The sequence below is a fragment of the Rhizobium sp. RU35A genome, from assembly GCF_900156005.1.
In the GTDB taxonomy this organism is placed as follows: Bacteria; Pseudomonadota; Alphaproteobacteria; order Rhizobiales; family Rhizobiaceae; genus Neorhizobium; species Neorhizobium straminoryzae.
Genome location: NZ_FTMR01000001.1, coordinates 14,674 through 37,945, shown reverse-complemented (window position 1 = coordinate 37,945; position 23,272 = coordinate 14,674). Strand labels below are relative to the sequence as shown.

The window sequence follows — 23,272 nt, the reverse complement described above, 5'->3', positions numbered from 1 at the left end:
ATGTTGAAAGATCAGGATCGCATCTTTACCAACATCTACGGCCTCAAGGACAAGTCGCTGAAGGGCGCGATGAGCCGTGGCCACTGGGACGGCACCAAAGAGATCATCGAAAAGGGCCGCGACTGGATCATCAACGAGATGAAGGCATCCGGTCTGCGCGGTCGCGGCGGCGCCGGCTTCCCCACGGGCCTCAAGTGGTCCTTCATGCCGAAGGAATCGGATGGCCGTCCGCATTACCTCGTCGTCAATGCCGACGAGTCGGAACCCGGCACCTGCAAGGACCGCGAGATCATGCGCCACGATCCGCATACGCTGATCGAAGGCTGTGTGATCGCCGGTTTCGCCATGGGCGCCCACACCGCCTATATCTACGTGCGCGGCGAATACATGCGCGAGCGCGAGGCGCTGCAGGCAGCGATCGACGAATGCTATGACGCGGGTCTGCTCGGCCGCAACGCCAAGACCGGCTGGGATTTCGACGTGTACGTCCATCACGGCGCCGGCGCCTATATCTGCGGCGAGGAAACCGCGCTGCTCGAAAGCCTCGAAGGCAAGAAGGGCCAGCCGCGCCTCAAGCCGCCGTTCCCGGCCAATATGGGTCTCTACGGCTGCCCGACCACGGTCAACAACGTCGAATCGATTGCCGTTGCCCCGACCATCCTGCGTCGCGGCGCCTCCTGGTTCTCCTCCTTCGGTCGCCCGAACAATGTCGGCACCAAGCTGTTCATGGTTTCCGGTCACGTCAACAAGCCCTGCACCTTCGAGGAGCAGATGGGCCTGACGTTCCGCGAGATCATCGAGCATCACTGCGGCGGCATCCGCGGCGGCTGGGACAATCTGCTTGCCGTCATCCCCGGCGGCGCTTCCTGTCCGGTCGTCAAGGGCGAGGACATGAAGGATGCGATCATGGACTTCGACGGCATGCGCGACGTGAAGTCGTCGTTCGGCACCGGCGGCATGATCGTGATGGACAAGTCGACCGACATCATCAAGGCGATCTGGCGCATTGCCGCCTTCTTCAAGCACGAGAGCTGCGGCCAGTGCACGCCCTGCCGCGAAGGCACCGGCTGGATGATGCGCGTTCTCGAGCGCATGGTGCAGGGCAAGGCGCAGAAGCGCGAAATCGACATGCTGTTCCAGGTCTCCAAGCAGATCGAGGGACACACGATCTGCGCGCTGGGTGATGCGGCTGCCTGGCCGATCCAGGGCCTGATCCGCAACTTCCGCCCGGAAATCGAAGCGCGCATCGACCAGTACACGGCCAATGCGACCAGGGACGGCGCTGTTCTGGTGGCTGCGGAGTAAGCACGAATGGCGGACGGGACAAACGGCAAGGATCGGGAAAAGCAGGGGCCGGCGTCGTCGCTCGGCTTCACGCTGCCCTTTGCCGATGAAGTCCCCGCCGGCACGCTGGCCAATCCGGTCGCGGTGATGGCCGCGGCAACGGCGGCCAGTGTCGCGATCGGCACACAGTTCGCCACCGCCTTTCTCGGCCTGATGCAGGCCTCGATGGAGGCGATCGGGCGGACCGACGCAAGGGATGCGGCGGCGCAGCGGGCCGAGCCGAAGGGTGCCGATGCCAGGGATGCCGAAGCCAGGAGCGCGGCGCCTGAGGTGAAGACCGAAACGGCCCCGGCTGCCACGGTCGTGGCCGCAACCGAAGCGCCGGTCGTGACGCCGAAGGTTGCTACGCCCAAGCCGGTCCGGAAGGCGGCCGAGCGTGCCGAGAAGGCGACGGCCAAGGCCGCGACCCAGCGCAGCAAGGCTGCGTCCTCGGTGGCGGAGCCGGTGAAGGCGCCGGCTGCGAAGGCAAAGGCATCGAAGCCTGCCGCCCGCAAGGCGAAGGCGGATGACCTGAAGAAGATCTCGGGCATCGGCCCGAAGCTGGAAGACCTGCTGAACGGCATGGGTGTGGCGCGTTACGCCGCCATCGCCGCTTGGACGGACAAGGACGTGGAGCATTTCGACCGGGAGCTGGGGCTCGACGGCCGCATTGCCAAGGATGATTGGATCGCGCAGGCCAAGGCGCTGCTGCGGTGACGGAATGTGTCGCCGGCTTCTCTTCGCAAGAGGGCAGGGGACTGGAAACAGGACGTAAGTGACGATGGTTAAGCTCAAGGTTGACGGCAAAGAGATCGAGGTTCCGGATCACTTCACGCTGTTGCAGGCGTGCGAGGAAGCTGGTGCCGAAGTTCCGCGCTTCTGTTTCCATGAACGCCTGTCGGTGGCCGGAAACTGCCGCATGTGTCTGATCGAGGTGAAGGGCGGCCCGCCGAAGCCGGCGGCCTCCTGCGCCATGGGCGTGCGCGACATCCGCGGGGGCCCGAACGGCGAACTGCCGGAAGTGTTCACCAACACGCCGATGGTCAAGAAAGCCCGCGAAGGCGTGATGGAGTTCCTGCTGATCAACCATCCGCTGGATTGCCCGATCTGCGACCAGGGCGGCGAGTGCGACCTGCAGGACCAGGCCATGGCATTTGGCATGGACGCCTCCCGTTACACGGAAAACAAGCGCGCCGTCGAAGACAAGTATATCGGCCCGCTCGTCAAGACGGTGATGAACCGCTGCATCCACTGCACGCGCTGCGTCCGCTTCACGACGGAAGTGGGCGGCATTTCCGAACTGGGCCTGATCGGCCGCGGTGAGGATGCCGAGATCACCACCTATCTCGAGCAGGCGATGACGTCGGAACTCCAGGGCAACGTGATCGACCTCTGCCCGGTCGGCGCGCTGACCTCCAAGCCCTTTGCCTTCACCGCCCGTCCGTGGGAACTCGGCAAGACCGAATCGATCGACGTGATGGATGCGGTGGGTTCGGCGATCCGCGTCGATACGCGTGGCCGCGAAGTCATGCGCATCATGCCGCGCGTCAACGAGGCCGTGAACGAGGAGTGGATCTCCGACAAGACCCGCTTCATCTGGGATGGCCTGAAGACGCAGCGTCTGGATCGCCCCTATGTGCGCCGCGACGGCCGCCTGCAGCCGGCAAGCTGGGGTGAAGCCTTTGCCGCGATCAAGACCGCCGTTGCCGCCACCAAGGGCGACAAGATCGGCGCGATTGCCGGCGACATGGCTTCCGTCGAGGAAATGTATGCGCTGAAGGAACTGCTGACCGCGCTCGGCTCGCAGAACCTGGACTGCCGCCAGGATGGCGCGAAGTTCGATCCCTCCCTCGGTCGCGCCAGCTACATCCTGAATTCCACCATCCAGGGCATCGAAGAGGCCGATGCGCTGCTGCTGATCGGCGCCATTCCGCGCTTTGAAGCCGCCGTGCTGAACGCCCGCATTCGCAAGCGCTGGCGCCGTGGCAACTTCCCGATCGGCGTGATCGGCGAAGCCGCCGAACTGCGCTATGCCTACGACTATCTCGGCGCCGGAACCGATACGCTGACCGATCTGGTCAATGGTTCGAACGGTTTCGTCGAAAAGCTCCGCAACGCCAAGAAGCCGCTGATCATCGTCGGTTCGGGTGCCGTCACCCGTGATGACGGGGCAAGCGTTCTCGCTGCTGCTGCCAATCTCGCCGTTTCCGTTGGCGCCGTTGCCGACGGGTGGAACGGGTTTGGTGTGCTGCACACCGCAGCCTCGCGCGTCGGCGGCCTCGATCTCGGCTTCGTGCCGGGCCCGAACGGTGCCAATGCCGCCACCATGCTGCGCGCCATGGACGTTCTGTTCCTTCTCGGCGCGGACGAAATGGAATTTGCCTCCAAGCACGCCAAGTTCACCGTCTATATCGGCAGCCACGGCGATGCCGGCGCCCACCATGCCGACGTCATCCTGCCGGGTGCGGCCTATACCGAGAAGTCGGGCACCTGGGTCAACCTGGAAGGCCGCGTCCAGATGGGCAACCGCGCCGGCTTTGCACCGGGCGAAGCCCGCGAGGAATGGGCGATCCTGCGTGCACTCTCCGACGTGCTCGGCAAGAAGCTGCCCTTCGATTCGCTGTCGCAGCTGCGCGCCAGGCTTTATGCCGCCTATCCGCATTTCGCCGAGCTGGACGAGATCGCTGCCGGTGCTGCGGACGATATTGCAACGCTTGCCAAAAATCCGGTGAGCCTCGGAAAGTCCGGGTTTGCGTCCCCGATCAAAGACTTCTATCTGACGAACCCGATCGCACGCGCTTCGGCCGTGATGGCCGAGTGTTCGGCGCTGGCCCGCAACAATTTCAAGGCTGCGGCTGAGTAAAGGCTGATTTGACATGGACTCCTTTTTCTTGACCTATCTCTGGCCGGCGATCGTGATGATCGGTCAGTCCCTGTTGCTGCTGGTCTGCCTTCTGGTCTTCATTGCCTATATCCTGCTGGCCGACCGCAAGATCTGGGCTGCCGTGCAGCTGCGCCGCGGCCCGAACGTCGTCGGTCCCTGGGGTCTGTTCCAGTCCTTCGCCGACCTTCTGAAGTTCGTCTTCAAGGAGCCGATCATTCCGGCGGGCTCCAACAAGGGCGTGTTCCTGCTGGCGCCGCTCGTCTCGGTCACGCTGGCGCTCGCCACCTGGGCCGTCATCCCGGTCAACCAGAACTGGGTGATCGCCAACATCAATGTCGGCATCCTCTACGTGTTCGCCATCTCCTCGCTCGAGGTCTATGGCATCATCATGGGCGGCTGGGCTTCGAACTCGAAATATCCCTTCCTCGGCGCCCTGCGCTCGGCGGCACAGATGGTGTCCTATGAAGTTTCCATGGGCCTCATCATCGTCACCGTGCTTTTGACGGTCGGCTCGCTGAACCTCACGGATATCGTCGCTGGCCAGAACCATGGCATCGGCACCATGATCGGCCTGCCGAGTTCCTTCCTCGACTGGAACTGGCTCGTCCTCTTCCCGGCCATGGTGATCTTCTTCATCTCGGCGCTTGCAGAAACCAACCGTCCGCCCTTCGATCTTCCGGAAGCGGAATCGGAACTGGTCGCCGGCTTCATGGTGGAATACGGCTCCACCCCGTACATGATGTTCATGCTCGGCGAGTATGCTGCCATCGTCCTGATGTGCGCGCTCACCACCATCCTGTTCCTCGGTGGCTGGCTGCCGCCGCTCGATATCGCGGTTCTCAACTGGGTTCCGGGCATCATCTGGTTCATCCTGAAGGGCATGTTTGTCTTCTTCATGTTCGCTATGGTGAAGGCCTTCGTTCCGCGCTACCGCTATGACCAGCTGATGCGGCTGGGCTGGAAGGTTTTCCTGCCGATGTCGCTCGTCCTGGTCATCGTCACTGCATTCGTTGTCAAGCTGACGGCCGGCGCCTGATCGGCGCCGCCATCCGGCTTCACCTGGAGAATAACAATGGCAAGTCTGGCACAGTCCGTCAGTTCGCTGTTCCTGAAGGAGTTCGTCTCGGCTTTCTTCCTGTCGATGCGCTACTTCTTCAAGCAGAAGGCCACGATCAACTATCCCTTCGAAAAGGGTCCGGTCAGCCCGCGCTTCCGTGGCGAACATGCGCTGCGACGCTACCCGAACGGGGAGGAGCGCTGCATTGCCTGCAAGCTGTGCGAAGCCATCTGTCCTGCCCAGGCCATCACCATCGAGGCCGGCCCGCGCCGCAATGACGGCACCCGCCGCACGGTGCGCTACGACATCGACATGGTGAAGTGCATCTATTGCGGCTTCTGCCAGGAAGCATGCCCGGTCGATGCCATCGTGGAAGGCCCGAACTTCGAGTTCTCCACGGAGACCCGCGAGGAGCTTTACTTCGACAAGCAGCGCCTGCTCGACAATGGCGACCGCTGGGAACGCGAAATCGCGCGCAACATCGCCATCGACGCGCCGTACCGCTGATCGAAAGACACTGCCGGCACCGCCCTGGTGCCGGATCGACCACAAGCATGACACCTGGCCGGTGAAACCGACCGCCGGGTTTTGACGGTGAGGGGCAGGGCCCCGCCGGGGAAGACGAAAAGGCACCACTATGGGTTTGCAGGCTGTTTTCTTCTATTTGTTCGCCTTCGTCGCGGTGGCGTCTGCGTTCATGGTCATCTCGGCCAGGAACCCGGTGCACTCGGTTCTGTTCCTGATCCTGGTGTTCTTCAACGCGGCGGGCATGTTCCTGCTGACCGGGGCTGAATTCCTCGCGATGATCCTGCTCGTCGTCTATATCGGCGCCGTGGCGGTTCTCTTCCTCTTCGTCGTGATGATGCTCGACATCGATTTCGCCGAACTGCGCTCTGGCTTCATGCAGAATGCGCCGATGGGGGCGCTGGTCGGTCTGATCCTCGCCGCAGAGCTGATCGTCGTCATCGGCGGCAGCGTGATCACGCCGCAGGCCGCGCAGTCGATCACCACGCCGATCCCGTCGCCTGCGACCCGCACCAACACGGCGGCGCTCGGCGATCTGCTCTATACGAATTACGTCTACTTCTTCCAGGTGGCAGGTCTCGTCCTCCTCGTGGCCATGATCGGCGCGATCGTGCTGACGCTGCGTCACCGGCAGAACATCAAGCGCCAGGACATTTCCAGGCAGGTCGCCCGCACGCCGGCAACGGCTGTCGAGGTGGTCAAGGTCAAGCCCGGTCAGGGCATCTGAGCGCGATCAAGGAACAGCGAATATGGAAATCGGACTTTCTCATTACCTGACCGTCAGCGCCATTCTTTTCACTCTCGGCGTGTTCGGCATCTTCCTGAACCGGAAGAACGTCATCATCATCCTGATGTCGATCGAGCTTATCCTGCTGTCGGTCAACCTGAACATGGTGGCGTTCTCGCACTTCTTGAATGACATCGTCGGTCAGGTCTTTGCGCTGTTCATCCTCACCGTCGCGGCGGCGGAAGCCGCGATCGGTCTTGCAATTCTGGTGGTCTTCTACCGCAACCGCGGCTCCATCGCGGTCGAAGACATCAACATGATGAAGGGCTGATCAGGTCATGATCTACAAGGCTATCGTCTTTCTTCCCCTGATCGGCTTCCTGATCGCCGGCCTGTTTGGTCGTTCGATCGGGGCCAAGGCATCCGAATACGTCACCACGGGCCTGATGGTCGTCGCGGCCGTCCTGTCCTGGGTGGTCTTCTTCAACGTGGCGCTCGGCCACGCCGAAGGTCATGAAGTGATCAAGGTCAGCGTGCTGCGCTGGGTCCAGTCCGGCGGCCTCGATTTCGAATGGGCCTTCCGCATCGACACGCTCACCTCGGTGATGTTCGTCGTGGTGAACTCGGTCTCCTGCCTCGTTCACCTCTATTCGATCGGCTACATGCATCACGATCCGCATCGGCCGCGCTTCTTCGCCTATCTGTCGCTGTTCACCTTCGCCATGCTGATGCTGGTGACCTCCGACAACCTGGCGCAGATGTTCTTCGGCTGGGAAGGCGTGGGTCTTGCCTCCTACCTGCTGATCGGCTTCTGGTTCAAGAAGCCGTCTGCCTCGGCGGCCGCGATGAAGGCCTTCATCGTCAACCGCGTCGGCGACTTCGGCTTCGTGCTCGGCATTTCCGGCGTCTTCGTCCTGTTCGGCTCGATCAACTTCGACACCATCTTCGCTACCGCCCAGACCTATCTGCCGGCGGAGGGCGCTGCCGATGCGCATCAGGCCGTGATCAACCTGTTCGGCCTGCATCTCGACAAGGCGCATGCGATCACCGGCGTCTGCCTGCTCTTGTTCATGGGCGCCATGGGTAAGTCGGCACAGTTCCTGCTGCACACCTGGCTGCCGGATGCCATGGAAGGCCCGACCCCGGTTTCGGCCCTCATTCACGCCGCAACCATGGTCACCGCCGGCGTCTTTCTCGTTGCCCGCATGTCGCCGCTCTTCGAACTGTCGCCGGATGCGCTGACCTTCGTGACGATCATCGGTGCCATCACCGCCTTCTTCGCCGCGACCGTCGGTCTGGTGCAGAACGACATCAAGCGCGTGATTGCCTATTCGACCTGCTCGCAGCTCGGCTATATGTTCGTGGCGCTCGGCGTCGGCGCCTATGGCGCGGCCGTCTTCCACCTCTTCACGCACGCCTTCTTCAAGGCGCTCCTGTTCCTTGGCGCCGGCTCGGTCATCCATGCCGTCGATGGCGAGCAGGACATGCGCTACATGGGCGGCCTTCGCAAGCACATCCCCTATACCTTCTGGGCGATGACGATCGGCAACCTCGCGCTGACCGGCGTCGGTATTCCCGGCACCATGTTCGGCTTTGCCGGCTTCTTCTCCAAGGACGTGATCATCGAGTCGGCCTATGCCTCGCACTCGGCGGTTTCGGGCTTCGCCTTCACCCTGCTGGTCGTTGCGGCTCTCTTCACGAGCTTCTACTCCTGGCGTCTCGCCTTCCTCACCTTCTTCGGCAAGCCGCGGGCCTCGTCGGATGTCATGCATCACGTGCATGAATCGCCGATGGTGATGCTGCTGCCGCTCGCCTTCCTGACTGTCGGCGCCGTGTTTGCCGGTGTCCTCTTCGAAGGCCATTTCTTCGGCGAGGAGTATCAGGAGTTCTGGAAGGGCGCGCTCTTCACCTCCGAGCACAACGAAATCCTGCACGAGTTCCATCACGTGCCGCTGCTCGTGAAGTGGAGCCCGTTCATTGCCATGATCACCGGTCTGGTGACGGCCTGGTACATGTACATCAAGTCGCCGTCGACGCCGAAGCGTCTCGCCGAAAACCACCGGGTTCTCTACCAGTTCCTGCTCAACAAGTGGTATTTCGACGAGCTCTACGACTTCCTCTTCGTCCGCTCCGCCAAGGCACTTGGCCGGTTCCTGTGGAAGAAGGGTGACGTCGCCATCATCGACGCCTATGGCCCGAACGGCATTGCCGCCCGCGTCTCGGACATCACGCGCGGTGTCGTGCGCCTGCAGTCCGGCTACCTCTATCACTATGCGTTTGCGATGCTGATCGGCATCGCAGCCCTCGTCACCTGGATGATGCTCGGGAGTTCCTTCTGATGACCGATTGGCCGATTCTTTCCACGGTCACCTTCCTGCCGCTGGTCGGTGTTGTTCTTCTGCTGCTCACGCGGGAGGACGGCCCCTTCGGCCGCCGGAATATCCTGAACGTGTCGCTGCTGACGACGGTCTTCACCTTCGTGGTGTCGCTGTTCATCTGGATCGGGTTCGACAATGCGAATCCCGGCTTCCAGATGGTGGAAAAGCATGAATGGATGAACACCGGCATCGCCTATCACCTGGGCGTCGACGGCATCTCCATGCTCTTCGTGATCCTGACGACCTTCCTGATGCCCTTCTGCGTGCTCGCCAGCTGGGATTCGGTCGAGAAGCGCCTGAAGGAATACATGATCGCCTTCCTGCTCCTGGAAGTCGTCATGATCGGTGTCTTCGTCTCGCTCGACATCGTTCTCTTCTACGTCTTCTTCGAAGCCACGCTCGTGCCGATGTTCATCATCATCGGCGTCTGGGGCGGCAAGGATCGCGTCTACGCATCCTACAAGTTCTTCCTCTACACGCTGCTTGGCTCTGTGCTGATGATGGTCGCCATCATGGCCATGTACTGGCAGGCCGGCACGACGGATGTCACGGCGCTGCTGAAATACGGCTTCCCGGCCGGTCTGCAGACATGGCTCTGGCTTGCCTTCTTCGCCTCCTTCGCGGTCAAGATGCCGATGTGGCCGGTCCACACCTGGCTTCCGGATGCGCACGTGCAGGCGCCGACGGCGGGCTCGGTCATCCTGGCCGGCGTCATGCTGAAGCTCGGCGGCTACGGGTTCATCCGCTTCTCGCTTGCGATGTTCCCGCTTGCCTCGGATTACTTCGCGCCCTTCGTCTTCACCCTGTCGGTGCTCGCCATCATCTATACCTCGCTGGTCGCGATGATGCAGGACGACATCAAGAAGCTGATCGCCTATTCCTCCGTCGCCCACATGGGCTACGTCACCATGGGCATCTTCGCCGCCAACCAGCAGGGCGTGCAGGGCGCAATCTTCCAGATGCTGTCGCATGGCATCGTCTCGGGTGCGCTCTTCCTCTGCGTCGGCGTGATCTACGACCGTCTCCACACCCGCGAGATCGCGGCCTATGGCGGCCTCGTCAACAACATGCCGAAATATGCCGTGGCCTTCATGATCTTCACCATGGCCAATGTCGGTCTGCCCGGCACCTCCGGCTTCATCGGCGAGTTCCTGACGATCATCGGCGTGTTCCGCGTCAACACCTGGGTGGCCCTGTTTGCCGCCACGGGCGTGATCCTCTCGGCATCTTACGCGCTCTGGCTCTATCGCCGGGTCATCTTCGGTGCGCTGGAAAAGGAAAGCCTGAAAAGCCTCCTCGACCTCAGCACCCGCGAGAAGATCGTGCTCTATCCGCTGGTCATCCTGACCATCTTCTTCGGCGTCTATCCGGCCCCGGTCTTCGATGCGACCGCCGCTTCCGTAGACTTGCTGGTCAATAACTACTCCGCTGCCCTTCAGGCAGCCGGGAAACTGGCACTCCTGGTGCACTGATACGGGACACGATTGGACATGACTGCTGAAATCCTCCTCGCGAGCCTGCAGATCTCGACGCCCGAGCTGATCCTGGCGATCGGCGCGCTGGCGCTCTTGATGATCGGCGTTTTCTCGGGCGACCGGTCGGCTCCGACGGTCACCGGGCTGGCCGTGGCGATCATGATCGCCGCCGGCCTGTGGCTGGTCCTCGTTCCCGTCCAGGGCGAAGCCTGGGGCGGTGCCTTCATCCTCGATCCGTTCAGCCGCTTCATGAAGGTGATCGCGCTGGTCGGCTCGATCACCGCCATGGTCATGACGGTCGGCAATGCGCGTTCCGAACAGCTGGACCGTTTCGAATTTCCGGTCCTGCTGCTGCTCGCCACGCTCGGCATGATGCTGCTGATCTCGGCCAACGACCTGATCGCGCTCTATCTCGGCCTCGAGCTGATGTCGCTTGCGCTCTATGTCGTCGCCGCCATCAACCGCGACAGCCTGCGCTCCACGGAAGCGGGCCTGAAGTACTTCGTGCTTGGCGCGCTGTCGTCCGGCATGCTGCTCTACGGCATGTCGCTGATCTACGGCTTCACCGGCAATACCGGCCTCGACAACATCGCCCAGGTGCTGACGGCGGAAACCCGCTCGCTCGGCGTCGTCTTCGGCCTCGTCTTCATCCTTGCCGGCCTGGCGTTCAAGATTTCGGCCGTGCCGTTCCACATGTGGACGCCGGATGTCTATGAGGGCGCACCGACCCCGGTCACCGCCTTCTTCGCCTCCGGTCCGAAGGTTGCCGCCATGGCCGTTTTCGTCCGCGTCGTGACGGAAGCCTTCATGCCTGTCTTCGCAGACTGGCAGCAGGTGGTTGTGTTCATCTCGATCGCTTCGATGCTGCTCGGTTCCTTCGCCGCCATCGGCCAGAAGAACATCAAGCGACTGATGGCCTATTCCTCGATCGGTCACATGGGCTATGCGCTGGTCGGCCTTGCCTCCGGTTCGCAGTCCGGCGTGTCGGGCGTCGCGCTCTACATGCTGATCTACATGGTGATGACGCTCGGCACCTTTGCCTGCATCATGGCCATGCGCCGCAAGGATGGCGGTGCGGTGGAAAACATCGAGGATCTCGCCGGTCTGTCCTCCACCAACCCCTTCATGGCGCTCGTCATGACGGCCCTGATGTTCTCGCTGGCCGGCATCCCGCCTTTCGCAGGCTTCTGGGCCAAGTGGTTCGTCATCCTGCCGGCCATCGAGGCCAAGCTCTATGCGCTGGCCATCATCGGCGTTGTCGCCTCGGTCGTGGGTGCCTATTACTACCTGCGCGTCATCAAGGTGATGTGGTTCGACGCGGCAACCGGTGAATTCGGTCGCATCTCCGGCGAACTGCGTCTCGTCTTCGGCCTGTCCGGCCTGTTCGTCACGGCCTATGTGCTGTTCGGCGGCCCGGTCGGCAGCGCGGCGGAAGCCGCCGCCAAGGCCTTCTTTTGAGCAGGATCGCGCGAGGGGGGCGCTACTCCCTCGACGCCTTCCGCCATCAGGCGCTGGGCGAGGTCGGCTCCACGAACACCGAATGCCTGGCGCGCGCCAGGCAGGGTGACCCGGGCAATCTCTGGGTCACCGCCACCCGCCAGACGGCCGGCCGCGGCCGTCGCGGGCGCAGCTGGGCTTCGGAGCCCGGCAATCTCTACGCTTCCCTTCTTCTGATCGATCCCGCCCCGCCCGAACGGCTTGGTTCGCTGCCGCTCGCCGTGGCGCTTGCCGTGCATGGCGCGCTGCGCTCCGTTCTGCCGCCGGGTGCCGAGGCGCTGGAGATCAAGTGGCCGAACGATGTGCTGATCGGCCGCAAGAAGTCCTGCGGCATCCTGCTGGAAGGCGAGGGGCTTGCGCAGGGGCGCCGTGCGCTGGTTGCCGGCATCGGCATCAACATCCGCTTCCGCCCGGAAGACGGTCCCTATGGCGTCACCTCGCTGCAGGAGCAGGGCTCGGATATTTCCGCCGAGGAACTGTTCTCGCATCTCTATCGCGAAATGGCCGAGGTGCTGGTGCTGTGGGACGAGGGGCGGGCGGTTGCCGCCATTACCGAGCGCTGGCGCTCGGTTGCCTGTGGCATCGGCGAACCGATCCGCGTCAATCTGCCGGATCGCTCCATCGACGGGCGTTTTGCCGGTATCGATGATCGGGGACTTCTGCTACTCGATACACAACACGGCACCATGCCGATCGCCGCCGGCGATGTCTTCTTCCTCTGACATCCGGCCCTGGGCGAAGCCCGAATTCCTTTGAACCGAAATGAGTATGTGAATGGCAAAACAGGACGAACTGGTATTTCTGCCGCTGGGCGGGGTCGGTGAGATCGGTATGAATCTCGCCCTCTATGGCTACGGGCCTGCGGCGAAGCGCCAGTGGATCATGGTCGATTGCGGCGTCACCTTTGCCGGGCCTGACCTGCCGGGCGCCGATCTTGTGCTGCCGGATATCCGCTTCCTGGCCCGTGAGCGTGATCGCCTGAAGGGGATCATCATCACCCATGCGCATGAAGACCATTATGGCGCGCTGAACGATCTGTGGCCGGGCCTCAACGTTCCGGTCTATGCCTCGCCCTTTACTGCAGGCATGCTGGAAGCCAAGCGGGAATATGAAGGCACCCGCGCCGAAATCCCGATCACCGTCTTCAAGGCCGGCGACCGTATCACCGTCGGTCCCTTCGAGATCGAGGCGGTCGGGGTCAACCATTCCATCCCCGAGCCGATGTCGCTCGTCATCCGCACGCCGCTCGGCAATGTCGTGCATACCGGCGACTGGAAGATCGATGCCGATCCCTCGCTCGGGCCCCTGACCGACGAGAACCGCTTCCGCGCCATCGGCGACGAGGGCGTTCTGGCGTTGATGTGCGACAGCACCAATGCCATGCGCGAGGGTGTGTCGCCCTCCGAACAGGAAGTGTCCGAAGGCCTGCGGAAGGTCATCGAGCAGGCGGAAGGGCGGGTGGCCATCACCACCTTCTCCTCCAATGTCGGCCGCATCCGCTCCATCGCACAGGCCGCCGAGGCGGCGGGCCGCGATGTTCTGCTGCTCGGCAGCTCGCTGAAGCGCGTCTGCAACGTGGCGCGCGATGTCGGCCTGATGGAAGGCATCAAACCCTTCATCGCCGAGGATGAATATGGCTATATCCCGCGCGACAAGGTGGTGGTGATCCTCACCGGCAGCCAGGGCGAACCGCGCGCGGCGCTGGCCAAGCTTGCCCGCGACGAGATGCGCCATGTGGCGCTCGCCGCCGGCGATATTGTCGTCTTTTCCTCGCGTGCCATTCCCGGCAACGAGAAGGCCATTCTGGAGATCATGAACGGCCTGATCGACCAGGGCGTGAAGATCGTCACGGACGGCCAGGCGCTGGTGCACGTGTCCGGCCATCCGCGCCGCAACGAGTTGCAGAAGATGTACGAGTGGATCCGTCCGCAGGTTCTGGTGCCGGTGCATGGCGAGGCCGCGCATCTGACGGCGCAGGCGGAGCTGGCGACGGGGGCAGGTATCCCGATCGTTCCCCGGGTCCGTAACGGCAACATGCTGCGTCTGGCGCCCGGCGAGGTTGCTGTGGTCGAGGATGTGCCGCATGGGCGCATCTTCAAGGACGGCAAGCTGATCGGCGATATCGACGAAGTGGGAATTTCCGAACGCAAGAAGCTTGCCTATGTTGGCCATGTCGCGGTCAACATCCTGCTGGATCAGCGCTTCGATTTCCTCGCCGATCCCGACGTGGTGCCCTATGGCCTGCCGGATTATGACGAAGAGGGCGAAGACATGGCCGATACGCTCTATGACGCCGTGCTGGGGGCCGTGGAAAGCATTCCGCGCAGCCGCCGCAAGGATCTGGGTGCCCTGCAGGAATCGGTGCGTCGTGCCGTGCGGGCCGCTGCCAATGCCGCCTGGGGCAAGAAGCCCGTGGTGACGGTGTTCGTCAGCAAGGTGTAAGGCCGGGGTCTGGGGAGGCGCCGGACAGAGGGTGGATCTGAGGGAGGAGTAGCATGCTCGGACGTGTCAACCATATCGCCATCGCCGTGCCGGACCTTGTGGCCGCCACCGCAACCTATCGCGATACGCTCGGCGCCCGCGTCTCGCAGGCGCAGGCGCTGCCCGAGCATGGCGTCACCGTGGTCTTCGTCGAGCTTGCCAACACCAAGGTGGAGCTTCTGGAGCCGCTCGGCGACGCTTCGCCGATCGCAGCCTTCCTCGCCAAGAACCCGGCCGGCGGCATGCATCACGTCTGCTACGAGGTGGAGGACATCCTTGCCGCCCGTGACCGGCTGAAGGGGGCCGGTGCCCGCGTGCTCGGCGATGGCGAGCCGAAGACCGGCGCGCATGGCAAGCCTGTGCTGTTCCTGCATCCGAAGGATTTCAACGGCACCCTGGTGGAACTCGAGCAGGTGTGACACTGCGTCCTCGGGTGCGGCCTTCTGCGATCGCGCCGGAGCAGATAGAGTGATGCGTCCTGGGATGGAGAACTGCGGTCACCTGTCCGGATCCGGACGAGGTCCCGGACGAAGATGTCCCGGACGAAAATGAATGCCGCCGATGCCTGACGGGTATCGCGCCGCACGGGGGAAGAGGAGTTTGCCCGCATGTCGTTGATGTTGACCTTCGCCTCCTACTTCATCGTCTGGTGGATCACCTTCATTGCGCTGCTGCCCTTCGGGCTGCGCACGCAGGCGGACGAGAATGACGTGGTGCTTGGCACGGAGGCGAGCGCGCCGGTGCATTTTCGCGGCGGACGGGTGGTTTTGCTGACAACCGTAATCTCCGCAACGCTTTACGGCATCTGGTACTGGCTGGCCGTCCGCTACGGCCTCAGCCTCGGAAATCTGCCGCGGATCGTGCCGGATTTCGGCCACGATTGAGCCGCCGGAAGGCTGGCTTTCCGAGGCCTGAAAAGGGCTGACCGATTGCTCGCTCGGGTGTCGGAGAATCAAAAAAAAACAAGGCTTTGCAGCCTTGTTTCAAGTGTCGCGTGATCCTTTAACCGTTGCCGGGGCTGCGAGCGAGCGCGCCTAAGATCTGATCCTCCCAAGACTTGACCGCGAATGGCAGAAATTTGAACTCCCTGCCTCTTTTCTGAGCCGAAACTAGCTTAACATTTGGGCCTTGTCACCATCAAATTTGGCAGTTTTGCTACACTTCCGTAAAAATTTTCCTGTTGACGGAAAAGAGATCGGGCTTGTCACAAACATGGCGCAATCGGGGCGGGCGGGTGCTTCGTCCGGCACCCGAACCATTGTCGGGCTTGCGTCAGTGAACAGGGGCGGGGCCTTCCGGAATGCGGCATGCGGCTGTCCTTTCGTCCGCCCGTGCCTTGCGTCTGGCATGTGGGCGACCGGCGGTTGCGGGTTTCCTTGCGGCCCTGAAAAGGCTATGAAGCCAGCCCTATATCAGCCCGTCACCGGCCGATTCCCGCCATGTTGGCAACGGCCGCACAGAACCCGGAAACCGCGATGCGCCTGTCCCGCTATTTCATGCCGATCCTCAAGGAAAATCCCAAGGAAGCGGAAATCGTCTCCCACCGCCTGATGCTGCGCGCGGGCATGATCCGCCAGCAGAGCCAGGGCATCTATTCCTGGCTGCCGCTCGGCAAGCGGGTGCTCGACAAGGTCAACAAGATCATTCGCGAGGAGCAGAACCGCGCCGGCGCCATCGAACTGTCGATGCCGACGCTGCAATCGGCCGAGCTGTGGCAGGAAAGCGGTCGTTATGACGACTACGGCAAGGAAATGCTGCGCATCAAGGACCGCCAGGAGCGCCCGATGCTCTATGGTCCGACCAACGAGGAAATGATCACCGACATCTTCCGCTCCTCGGTGAAGTCCTACAAGAACCTGCCGCTCAACCTCTACCACATCCAGCTGAAGTTCCGCGACGAGATCCGTCCGCGCTTCGGCACCATGCGTTCGCGCGAATTCCTGATGAAGGACGCCTACTCGTTCGACCTCACCAAGGAAGGCGCGCTGCATTCCTACAACAAGATGTTCGTGGCCTATCTGCGCACCTTCGCCCGGCTTGGCGTGCGCGCCATCCCGATGCGCGCCGATACCGGCCCGATCGGCGGCAATCACAGCCATGAATTCATCATTCTGGCCGATACGGGCGAATCGGAAGTGTTTTCCCACAGGAGTTTCACCGAGTTCGAGATCCCCTCGGAACATACCGATTTCGACGATGTCGCCGGCCTGCAGGCGATCTTCGACAAATGGACCTCGGTCTATGCCGCAACCTCGGAAATGCATGACGAGGCAGCCTTCAACGCAATTCCCGATGCCGATCGTCTCTCGGCGCGCGGCATCGAGGTCGGCCACATCTTCTATTTCGGCACGAAATATTCCGAGCCGATGGGCGCCAAGGTGCAGGGGCCTGATGGCAAGGAGCATCTTGTCCACATGGGATCCTATGGCATCGGCCCGACGCGCCTTGTTCCCGCCATCATCGAAGCATCGCATGACGAGAATGGAATCATCTGGCCTGCCTCGGTTGCCCCCTTCGATGCGATGGTCATCACCATGAAGGCCGGTGATGAAGCCTGCGACCGCGTTTGCGACAGCCTCTATGCGGGCCTCACCAAGGCCGGCAAGGACGTGCTCTACGACGACACGGATGATCGTGCCGGTACGAAGTTCGCAACCGCCGACCTGATCGGCGTGCCGGTGCAGCTGATTGTCGGTCCGCGCTCTGCGGCCACCGGCGAAGTGGAAGTGAAGGACCGCAAGACGGGGGCCCGCGAAACCATGACGGTGGAAGCGGCGCTGAACCGTCTGACGGCTTCGGCGTAAAGACGACGGACAAGCCCCGCCGCGCAGGCGGCGGGCACAGGGAGAGACGATGGCGAAGGCTGCGAAGGTTACGACGCAACAGCAGGACGCGGTGCCTTCCGCCCGTGCCTTTTCGGTGTTCGAGCGCATGGTGGCCTGGCGCTACCTGCACTCGCGCCGCAAGGAGGCCTTCATCTCCGTCATCGCCGGCTTCTCCTTCGTCGGCATCATGCTGGGTGTTGCCACCCTCATCATCGTCATGGCGGTGATGAACGGGTTCCGCACCGAGCTGATCTCCCGCATCCTCGGCATCAACGGCCACATGATCATCCAGCCGGTCGATCAGCCGCTCAACGATTATGCGCAGCTCGCGCAGAAATTTTCAGCCGTGCCCGGCGTCACCATGGCGTTGCCGCTGGTGGAGGGCCAGGCGCTTGCCTCCGGCAAGCAGAGCGCCGGCTCCGGGGCTCTGGTGCGCGGCATCCGCGCCGAGGATCTGGAAAAGCTGAAGGCCGTCTCCGGCAATATCCGCTCCGGCAATCTCACCGGCTTTGCGACCGGCGACGGCGTTCTCGTCGGCTCGCGGCTGGCGGCCTCGCTCGGGCTCGGCGCGGGCGACCGCATCACGCTGGTCTCGCCGGAAGGCGATGTCACGCCGATGGGGGTCAGCCCGCGGGTGAAGTCCTACACGATCTCCGGCGTCTTCGAGATCGGCATGTCGGAATATGATGCCTCGATCATCTACATGCCGCTTGCCGAGGCGCAGGCCTATTTCAATGCCGACGGCATCGTGCAGTCGATCGAGCTGTTCCTCGCCAATCCCGATCTCGTCGACCAATTGCGGCCGAAGATCGAGGCGGCGGCCGGCCGGCAGATCTTCATCACCGACTGGCGCCAGCGCAACCAGACCTTCTTCTCCGCCCTGCAGGTGGAGCGCAACGTGATGTTCATGATCCTGACGCTGATCGTGCTCGTTGCGGCGCTCAACATCATCTCCGGCCTCATCATGCTGGTGAAGGACAAGGGCAGCGACATCGCCATCCTGCGGACCATGGGAGCGTCCTCCGGCTCGATCATGCGCATCTTCTTCATGACGGGGGCTGCCATCGGCATTGTCGGCACCATTGCCGGCGTGGCTCTCGGCGTCGTCGTCTGTCTCAACATCGAATCGATCCGCCAGTTCTTCTCCTGGGTTTCGGGCACGGTGCTGTTCGACCCGGAGCTTTATTTCCTCAGCCAGCTGCCGGCGGAGATGAGCTTTGGTGAAACCGTGTCGGTCGTCGTGATGGCACTGACGCTGTCCTTCCTCGCGACCATCTTTCCGGCCTGGCGGGCCTCCCGGCTCGATCCGGTGCAGGCGCTGCGTTACGAATAGGACTGCGTACAGCCCATGCCCCGCAAAACCGTCTTGAAACTCACCGGTGTCGACCGCCATTACGGCCAGGGCGATACGGTGCTGTCGATCCTGAAGGGTGCCAATTTCGAGCTGAATTCCGGCGAGGTCGTTGCGCTCGTGGCGCCCTCCGGCACCGGCAAGTCGACGCTTCTGCATCTTGCAGGCCTGCTGGAACATCCCGATGCCGGCGAGATCTACATCAATGGCGAGCCGAGCAACGGCCTGCCCGACGAGCGCCGCACTGCCATTCGCCGCACCGATATCGGCTTCGTCTACCAGTTCCATCATCTGCTGCCGGAGTTTTCGGCGCTCGAAAACATCATGATGCCGCAGATGATCGCCGGCCTTCCCAAGAAGGAAGCTGCCGAGCGCGCCGCGCAACTGCTGGATTACATGCGCATCGGCCACCGTGCCGGTCACCGTCCGGCCGAGCTTTCCGGCGGCGAACAGCAGCGCGTGGCCATTGCGCGTGCCGTTGCCAATGCGCCGCTCCTGCTTCTCGCCGACGAACCGACCGGCAATCTCGATCCGGAAACCGCATCCTATGTATTCGAGGCGCTGGAGGCCCTGGTCCGCCAGTCCGGGCTTGCGGCGCTGATCGCAACCCACAACCACGATCTCGCCGATCGCATGGACCGCCGTGTCACGATCGAGGGCGGCAAGATCCGCGAGTTCTGATTCTTTCTCGCCCCGGCTTGTCGTGATGGATGGATCTCGGGGCAGGGGCCTCCATGCAGTCTGCTGAAGGCGTTCGCGGGGCTCCCCCACCCTAGCCCTCTCCCCGAGGGGAGAGGGGATTCTTCGTTAAGCCTACCGCTTTTCCCAAGACTGCCGCGCTCGCGACTTCTCCCTTTTCCCCTGTGGGGAGAAGGTGCCCGAAGGGCGGATGAGGGGCCTTGCTCGCCCCGCGAAATCTCCGCCTACCAGCTGCCGGACAACGCATTGCCGGAGAGCGGAATGGCGCGCTCGGCGCCCGCCGGGTCGCGCAGCGAGAGTGCCGGCTGCATCTGCTTCGGCGCCTTGCGGAACCACTGGCTGGCAATGCTGGCAAGGTCGCCGATCAGACCCTGGCCCCGCCAGTCGGCAAAGCGTCGGGCCATCGCTTCCGGCTCGGCATGAAGGAAGAAGTCGCCGGATTGCCCGAGATCGTTGATCGAGGCGGCCATGGCGCTGACCGGCTTCTGGAACATGCGGGCCGGCACCTCGGCCGTCTTCACCGCCTGCGGAAAGGCCGGCGCCATGAAGTCGAGGACGAAACCTTCCGCCTCCACCCAGCAGTGGAAGGTTTCGCCCGCGCCGGTCACATAGCCGTCGTCGCGGTGATCGGCAAACAGCACGATGGTGCCACCCAGATTATAGGCCGCCAGCCCGCCCTTCGGCACCGCCTGCAGCTTGAAGTGATGCTTCAGGATGAAGGCGCCGAAGCTCGCAAAATACATCGAGGCGGTGGCGGGATCGGCCTTCTGCGCCACAAGCAGGCTGTGGATGACCTTGTAGATCCGGTGATAGTCGCTCTGCTTGATCAGCATGGGTGTGCCTTCCGCCTGTGATGTGCCGGGTTCCAGTAGGCGAGGCGCCGGCGGATGTAAACGGCTGGATGATGTCCGCGCCTGACCGTCTTCGGCCGGCCCTCCGCCCCGGAACGCAAAGCACTGGCCTCCCCGATGCGTGTGCCCTCTGCCACCCGTCTGTCTTGCCTCGGAAATCGGCCTGTCGCACCGGAAAACACCGCTTGCCAGACTGCAATGCGAGCCTCCCACTGCCCACTGCCCACTGCCCACTGCCCGCCGCTCCTTCCTGATGTTTTCCTGATGCCCGCGGGCACGCTCCCCAATCGAAACCTGATCTGCATCGGCCTAACCTTGCGGCATTGGTGATGTCGTTGCTGGCAACGGCATGTTCAGGGGAGTTCGTTCAATGATAAGCCGGTTCGCAGGCATGGCCCGCTCATCCTTCTCCGGGGCGCGGGATCAGCGGGCAAGGGGGCTTCTACCCCTCGCGCGGTCCCAGCCGGATTTTGCCGTGGCGTTGCGCCTGTCCGGTCTGTTCGGCCTGATTGCTCTGCTTTTCGCCGGCATGACCGGCTTTGCCGTGCTGTGAGGGAGGCTGCCATGCGGGTGAAGCTTCCGTACCGTCTCGGTTATCCCTCCGTGCGCCTGTGGATCGGCCGGGACAAACGCGGCCGCTGGCTGGTCTGCGACGGGCGCGGCACCGTCGGCGGCATCTTTGCCGACCGGGCGTCTGCCGTGCATGCGGCGATGTATGAAAGCGATGGTGCGCCCTGTTCCGTCTGCTGCCTGCCGGAGCAGCAAAGCCTCGACATCGAGGGCGAGATCGTCGATGGCGTGCCCCCTGACCTGCTTCGCCGCCCGCTGCTGCGGAGGTCCGACTGATGCGCCGCATACGCAAAGGCCATGCGCGCCCGCTGCCCGCCGCGCCCGCCCGCCGTCCGCCGCTCGTCCTGCGCGCCACGGACATCATCCTGCTGATGCTCGCGCTCGGCATGGCGGGGTTCCTGCTGGTGCATGTGTTGACCCCGCCCGGCATGGTGCAGCCCTAGCGCCGGCGAGGCATCGAGGAGGAGCAGCGAGGGCGGCCTGGCGCCGCTGCCGCGCGAACAGGAGCATCAGGCTTGTCTTCGGTATGTTCCAAGGGCGGTGCCCGCGTATCATCCGAGCATGAACACTGTAGCAGACAGCGGCGTCTCTTGCGGCACCCGCAGCTCCACAGACTCGGTCATCCCCGGGCTTGACCCGAGGATCCATGACCCCGTGCTTCTCCCGCCAGCCCCTCTGCCCTGCGGGGGTAATCGCCCCACGGACGGGAGGCCGCATTGCTGCGCCGGCTTCCCGCCCCATGACCGTCGTAATCGAAGAAACCGCTTCGAGCTCTCGGTGGTGCGAGCGGCCAACCACTCTGCCGATCTCCCCCCTTGAGGGGGAGATGTCCGGCAGGACAGAGGGGGGTAGCCCCATCCGCGAACGTCCAACGACAGCTCCCTAACCCATTGACCGGACACGCCTTCCGACAGGTCTCCGGACAAAGCCTCCAAGCCTCCGGCAAAAAAATCACCCTCGCAATTTCCCCACCCCCGAAATCCATGCCTACAATCGCCTCGTCCCGCAGCGGATACACCGGCAGGCGTGCCGGCGATGCGGGGCCGGTTCGGGGCAGGCGGGTGAGACGCAAAACCGCCTGAGCCGGGTCCGTCAACAGGGTCCCCCTCCGGCGACCGGGTGGAGGACAAGGCGCGTCGGACGTCTGCGCCTTGTCCTTCAACGCTCCCAGCTGCGCGTCGGGCGTGCCTTATGTGGCACACATGGGGAAGGCCGGCAGGGGCCGCATCGCCCGTTGTCCGCCCGCATCCCTCCCGCAGGGGAAGGATGACGGGAACTGTAACCCGCATAAACAGATGGCACTAACCGGGATAATCCGGGAATTGGTGGGAAAACGAGGGAAGCTGTTGGATTGGCGGGGTTTTTGCCGTGATTAATGGTGTGAGGGCAAAATCGGTCACGCAACATCATATGGCAGGAAGGAGGGTTGAACTGAATGGCCTCAGCTCATAACCAGCCATCGCGGTAAAGAGCCGCTCTTAGACTAATACAGCTGGAAAGCTTGCCGTCAGCAGCAAACTTATTTCTGACCGCGGCCTCCACCACCGGACGAAGGGCCGCAACATCGTCCGTATTGAACTCATCCGCTAGCTTCTCAAGCCAGGCACCAACCTCAGGCCTAAGGGTGATGTGACATTCCTGCGCCATCCAGTACGTCGTTCCGAACTTCACTATGTCGGATTTGTCGTCTGCCTGCGAAATACCGGGCAACAACAACACTGCTGCGGCGAAAAGGGTTGTTTTTTCAATCATATCGACCTCCCGAACCACATTACACGACCTGCGATATTGAGCTGCTCGACCTCACCGGCGCTGACCTCTTCGGGCGGATAGCGCGGATTGTCGCTGATCAGCTGTAAAGAGCCATTAATGCGGCCGTGAATGCGCTTTACGAGCACCATATCGCCGTAGACGACGACGTAGATCGAGTTATCGCGCACGCGGTCGATCGAGGTATCGACGAGGAGCACGTCGCCGTCGCGGATCGTCTCCTCCATGCTGTCGCCCCTGGCCGTCAAGATCCGCGCCGACGCGGGGTTGATGCCCCGGCTACGAAGCCAATCCGCCTGAAAAGCAAGGTATTCCAGCGGCTCCTCATGCACCGCCAGCCGGCCGTTGCCTGCCGAGGCCTGGATGTCAAGGCGAGGTATCAGCGCGAAGCCTTCAGGGCCTGTCGTCTTGGCCTGAACCACCATCGAACGGCCATCCGGCAGTTCCGCTTTGAAATCCGCACCTGATGCAGCTTCCTGCACGCCTTCGCCAGTAGCGAGCCAGTCGACACTTAGGCCGGCAGCCCTAGCGATACGGGCAATGCCGAAAAAATTCGGTTTTGAAAACCCATCTCGCCATCTAGCGATCTGCTCGTCGGTCACCCCCGCAATTTCACCGGCGCGGGCTTGAGTTCCGATTCGGTCGATGGCCAAAGAAATGCGGCTTCCGAAGTCCGAAGAGTAACCTTCGACGGTAGTGGGAACGGGCTTCCCAGTTGTCTTTTGCTCTTTTTTCACTGCACAACCGATTGTTTTCGCTCACAAAACCGAAAAAATTCGGCTTTGTGAGTATTCCCGAAACTGGGAACGAATTTATTCGTTGCAGGCCGCATAAATTCGGCTAAAATCGCTGCAACACA

At 62.8% G+C, this 23,272-nt stretch carries 23 protein-coding genes; 20 read left to right on the top strand and 3 right to left on the bottom strand.

What is annotated here, in order from left to right:
- From nuoF to F3H95_RS00185, 17 genes are all read left to right on the top strand, one after another.
- A complete protein-coding gene (nuoF, locus tag F3H95_RS00265) occupies positions 1-1,305 on the top strand; it encodes an NADH-quinone oxidoreductase subunit NuoF (protein ID WP_142880293.1) in 1,305 nt (434 codons plus the stop codon).
- A gap of 6 nt (positions 1,306-1,311) precedes the next feature.
- On the top strand, positions 1,312-2,040 hold the full coding sequence (locus tag F3H95_RS00260) for a 5' DNA nuclease (RefSeq protein ID WP_149744541.1): 729 nt from the start codon (positions 1,312-1,314) through the stop codon (positions 2,038-2,040).
- Between the two features lie 64 nt (positions 2,041-2,104).
- Positions 2,105-4,186, top strand: coding sequence for an NADH-quinone oxidoreductase subunit NuoG (gene nuoG / locus F3H95_RS00255; RefSeq protein ID WP_149744540.1), 2,082 nt, complete (start codon positions 2,105-2,107; stop codon positions 4,184-4,186).
- 13 nt (positions 4,187-4,199) lie between these two features.
- Positions 4,200-5,243 (top strand): NADH-quinone oxidoreductase subunit NuoH, encoded by a 1,044-nt coding sequence (gene nuoH, locus F3H95_RS00250; protein WP_142880296.1) that lies wholly within the window; start codon positions 4,200-4,202, stop codon positions 5,241-5,243.
- Between the two features lie 36 nt (positions 5,244-5,279).
- Positions 5,280-5,771, top strand: a complete 492-nt coding sequence (nuoI, locus tag F3H95_RS00245; protein WP_142880297.1) for an NADH-quinone oxidoreductase subunit NuoI — start codon at positions 5,280-5,282, stop codon at positions 5,769-5,771.
- Positions 5,772-5,901: 130 nt separating this feature from the next.
- Complete coding sequence (locus F3H95_RS00240; protein ID WP_142880298.1) at positions 5,902-6,516, top strand: NADH-quinone oxidoreductase subunit J; 615 nt, start codon at positions 5,902-5,904, stop codon at positions 6,514-6,516.
- Between the two features lie 22 nt (positions 6,517-6,538).
- Positions 6,539-6,847 (top strand): NADH-quinone oxidoreductase subunit NuoK, encoded by a 309-nt coding sequence (gene nuoK, locus F3H95_RS00235; protein WP_142880299.1) that lies wholly within the window; start codon positions 6,539-6,541, stop codon positions 6,845-6,847.
- Between the two features lie 7 nt (positions 6,848-6,854).
- Positions 6,855-8,855: an NADH-quinone oxidoreductase subunit L gene (gene nuoL, locus F3H95_RS00230; RefSeq protein ID WP_149744539.1), complete on the top strand. Its 2,001-nt coding sequence runs from the start codon at positions 6,855-6,857 to the stop codon at positions 8,853-8,855.
- Positions 8,855-10,366 (top strand): NADH-quinone oxidoreductase subunit M, encoded by a 1,512-nt coding sequence (locus F3H95_RS00225; RefSeq protein WP_149744538.1) that lies wholly within the window; start codon positions 8,855-8,857, stop codon positions 10,364-10,366. The genes nuoL and F3H95_RS00225 overlap by 1 nt, the downstream gene beginning before the upstream one ends.
- Before the next feature lie 18 nt (positions 10,367-10,384).
- Positions 10,385-11,827: an NADH-quinone oxidoreductase subunit NuoN gene (nuoN, locus tag F3H95_RS00220; protein ID WP_142880302.1), complete on the top strand. Its 1,443-nt coding sequence runs from the start codon at positions 10,385-10,387 to the stop codon at positions 11,825-11,827.
- Positions 11,824-12,588 carry a biotin--[acetyl-CoA-carboxylase] ligase gene (locus F3H95_RS00215; protein ID WP_142880303.1) on the top strand — a complete coding sequence of 255 codons (765 nt, stop codon included), beginning with the start codon at positions 11,824-11,826 and terminating at the stop codon, positions 12,586-12,588. Before nuoN ends, F3H95_RS00215 begins: the two co-directional genes overlap by 4 nt.
- A 52-nt stretch (positions 12,589-12,640) precedes the next feature.
- A complete protein-coding gene (locus F3H95_RS00210; RefSeq protein ID WP_149744537.1) occupies positions 12,641-14,308 on the top strand; it encodes a ribonuclease J in 1,668 nt (555 codons plus the stop codon).
- A gap of 53 nt (positions 14,309-14,361) precedes the next feature.
- On the top strand, positions 14,362-14,766 hold the full coding sequence (gene mce, locus F3H95_RS00205; RefSeq protein WP_142880305.1) for a methylmalonyl-CoA epimerase: 405 nt from the start codon (positions 14,362-14,364) through the stop codon (positions 14,764-14,766).
- Between the two features lie 189 nt (positions 14,767-14,955).
- Positions 14,956-15,231 (top strand): DUF1467 family protein, encoded by a 276-nt coding sequence (locus F3H95_RS00200; protein WP_142880306.1) that lies wholly within the window; start codon positions 14,956-14,958, stop codon positions 15,229-15,231.
- 591 nt (positions 15,232-15,822) lie between these two features.
- Positions 15,823-17,151 (top strand): proline--tRNA ligase, encoded by a 1,329-nt coding sequence (gene proS, locus F3H95_RS00195; protein WP_149745068.1) that lies wholly within the window; start codon positions 15,823-15,825, stop codon positions 17,149-17,151.
- Positions 17,152-17,200: 49 nt separating this feature from the next.
- Entirely contained in the window at positions 17,201-18,505 is a 1,305-nt protein-coding gene (locus F3H95_RS00190) for a lipoprotein-releasing ABC transporter permease subunit (protein ID WP_149744536.1), read from the top strand.
- A gap of 15 nt (positions 18,506-18,520) precedes the next feature.
- Positions 18,521-19,204, top strand: coding sequence for an ABC transporter ATP-binding protein (locus tag F3H95_RS00185; protein ID WP_142880308.1), 684 nt, complete (start codon positions 18,521-18,523; stop codon positions 19,202-19,204).
- A gap of 242 nt (positions 19,205-19,446) precedes the next feature.
- Here the strand turns inward: F3H95_RS00185 and F3H95_RS00180 are convergent, their stop codons facing one another.
- Positions 19,447-20,055 carry a DUF2026 family protein gene (locus tag F3H95_RS00180; protein ID WP_142880309.1) on the bottom strand — a complete coding sequence of 203 codons (609 nt, stop codon included), beginning with the start codon at positions 20,053-20,055 and terminating at the stop codon, positions 19,447-19,449.
- Between the two features lie 388 nt (positions 20,056-20,443).
- Here F3H95_RS00180 and F3H95_RS00175 point away from each other — a divergent pair, with 388 nt between their 5' ends.
- Genes F3H95_RS00175 through F3H95_RS27010 form a run of 3 tightly spaced genes read left to right on the top strand, consistent with a single transcriptional unit; the run spans position 20,444 to position 21,086 of the window.
- On the top strand, positions 20,444-20,626 hold the full coding sequence (locus F3H95_RS00175; protein ID WP_149744535.1) for a hypothetical protein: 183 nt from the start codon (positions 20,444-20,446) through the stop codon (positions 20,624-20,626).
- A gap of 11 nt (positions 20,627-20,637) precedes the next feature.
- Complete coding sequence (locus tag F3H95_RS00170) at positions 20,638-20,919, top strand: hypothetical protein (protein WP_142880311.1); 282 nt, start codon at positions 20,638-20,640, stop codon at positions 20,917-20,919.
- Positions 20,919-21,086: a hypothetical protein gene (locus tag F3H95_RS27010; protein WP_185969671.1), complete on the top strand. Its 168-nt coding sequence runs from the start codon at positions 20,919-20,921 to the stop codon at positions 21,084-21,086. Before F3H95_RS00170 ends, F3H95_RS27010 begins: the two co-directional genes overlap by 1 nt.
- Before the next feature lie 1,003 nt (positions 21,087-22,089).
- On the opposite strand, the gene F3H95_RS00160 is transcribed toward F3H95_RS27010, so the two are convergent.
- Both F3H95_RS00160 and F3H95_RS27395 read right to left on the bottom strand, forming a co-directional pair.
- Entirely contained in the window at positions 22,090-22,395 is a 306-nt protein-coding gene (locus F3H95_RS00160; RefSeq protein ID WP_149744534.1) for a hypothetical protein, read from the bottom strand.
- Positions 22,392-23,150 (bottom strand): helix-turn-helix transcriptional regulator, encoded by a 759-nt coding sequence (locus F3H95_RS27395; RefSeq protein ID WP_244617832.1) that lies wholly within the window; start codon positions 23,148-23,150, stop codon positions 22,392-22,394. The genes F3H95_RS00160 and F3H95_RS27395 overlap by 4 nt, the downstream gene beginning before the upstream one ends.
- Positions 23,151-23,272: the final 122 nt, after the last annotated feature.